2 protein-coding genes are annotated in these 1823 nt (G+C 61.9%); one reads left to right on the top strand and one right to left on the bottom strand.

The window, feature by feature from the left end:
• Positions 1–66: 66 nt before the first annotated feature.
• On the bottom strand, positions 67–909 hold the full coding sequence (locus tag ACW9I6_RS32260) for a LysR family transcriptional regulator (RefSeq protein WP_003211429.1): 843 nt from the start codon (positions 907–909) through the stop codon (positions 67–69).
• Positions 910–1020: 111 nt separating this feature from the next.
• Between ACW9I6_RS32260 and ACW9I6_RS32255 the strand changes: the two genes are divergently transcribed.
• The gene (locus ACW9I6_RS32255; protein ID WP_178904005.1) at positions 1021–1746 is read left to right on the top strand and encodes an SDR family oxidoreductase; all 726 of its coding nucleotides are present in this window, start codon (positions 1021–1023) and stop codon (positions 1744–1746) included.
• Positions 1747–1823 lie beyond the last annotated feature (77 nt).

Raw genomic sequence — 1823 nt, 5'->3', positions numbered from 1 at the left:
AGTCACCACCGCTATCGCAGGCAAGCCAGCTCCTACATTGAATTTGCGGTGAATTCAAAGGCGCCGTCAGGCGGCTTCAATCTGCGGCGGGCGGTTGTTCTGGAAATACTCATGCAAGGCCCGCAACGCCGGCAACTCCAGGGCCTGGGCGGCAAAGCACAACCCCACCCGGCGCGTCGGTGCCGGCAGGTGCCAAGGGCGAATCACCACCCCGGCCCGCTCCGCCGCCAGCGACTGCGGCAACATCGCCACGCCCACACCGGCCGCCACCATGTGCAATGCCTGGGTCAACGAACCGGCATGCCCGGCCACCGCCTGGGGCGAACGGCCGTACAAGGCCATCAGCCGTTGGTGGGAATCATGCTGCGGGCAGGTGATCCAGTCTTCGATCGGCGCCCAGGCCTGCTCCTTGCCGCCCGCCGCCATCGGGTGCGCAATCGGCAGTGCCATCACGTAGGACTCTTCCCAAAGCGGCAGGAATAATTCGTCCTCGCAGCACATTTCCTCTACCGCCAGGCGCCCTTCTCCTTCGCAGCCTTCCTGCAAGGTCAGCAGCAAACCCGGCAGGCCCTGGTGCGCCATGCGCAGGAAGGTTTCTATCTGGCTGTCGGCAATATCGCCTTCCACACCCAGTTCCAGGGCGATGCGGTTTTCGCGCCCGCGAAACAGTCGGCTCAACGCATCGGCCTCGGCCACCATGCGCCGGGCTTGCGGGTACAGCACCCGCGCCTCGTCACTGACCTCGACCCCACGAGGCTGGCGCAGAAACAGCGCCACGCCCAGTTCTTCTTCCAGTTGCTTGATAGTCACCGACAACGTCGGCTGGCTGATGAACAGGCGCTGGGCGGCGGCGGTGATATTGCGTTCCTCGAATACCGCGAGAAACGCCTTGAGATGACGCACATCCATAGTTAATACCGATGACAGACAGAGGAATAAGGCATTTTTCAGCCAGCCGAGGGCTAAATATACTGCGCTCCACGTTCAGTTATTTGTTTTTCTTATTTCAGGAGTTCCACCATGAGCAAGCCATTGATCATCATCACCGGCGCCAGTTCGGGCATTGGCGAAGCGACTGCGCGCTTGCTGTCGGCCGCCGGCCACCCGCTGTTGCTGCTGGCCCGCCGCATCGACCGGCTGAATGCGCTGGAGTTGCCGAACACCTTGTGTCGCGGTGTCGACATCACCGATCGCGCTGCGCTGGTGGCGGCGGTGAAGGAAGCTGAAGCGCAATTCGGCCCGGCCGATGCACTCATCAACAATGCCGGCGTGATGCTGCTGGGCGCGGTCAGCGAACAGGACCCGGCGCAGTGGGAGCAGATGCTCGACGTCAACGTAAAGGGCCTGCTGAACGGCATCCATGCGGTGGCCGGCAGCATGGTCGAGCGCAAGGGTGGCACCATCATCAACGTCAGCTCGGTGGCTGGGCGCAAGACCTTCCCCAACCACGTCGCCTATGTAGGCACCAAGTTCGCCGTGCATGGAATTTCGGAAAACCTGCGGGAAGAAATGTCGCCGCACAATGTGCGTGTGATCACCATTGCGCCGGGCGCGGTGGAAACCGAACTGCTGAGCCACACCACCGACGAAGCCATCAAGACCGGCTACCAGGCGTGGAAACAGGACATGGGCGGCACCGTGCTGAGCGCCGATGATGTGGCTTCGGCGATTGCCTATGCCTACCAGCAGCCGCAGCATGTGTGCATTCGCGAGATCGTGTTGGCGGCGACGCGTCAGCAGCCGTAACTCATTCATCAAGACAACATCGAACAAATGTGGGAGCGGGCTTGCTCGCGAACGCGGTGGATCAGTCACTGAAATGT

Source organism: Pseudomonas sp. SDO5522_S412 (assembly GCF_054071215.1).
This window is presented reverse-complemented; position numbering and strand designations above follow the sequence as displayed.

What these genes read in the sequence shown, in the direction of transcription:
- ACW9I6_RS32260 (WP_003211429.1), bottom strand. Translation starts at nt 909, where the DNA reads ATGGATGTGCGTCATCTCAAGGCGTTTCTCGCGGTATTCGAGGAACGC.
- ACW9I6_RS32255 (WP_178904005.1), top strand. Translation starts at nt 1,021, where the DNA reads ATGAGCAAGCCATTGATCATCATCACCGGCGCCAGTTCGGGCATTGGC.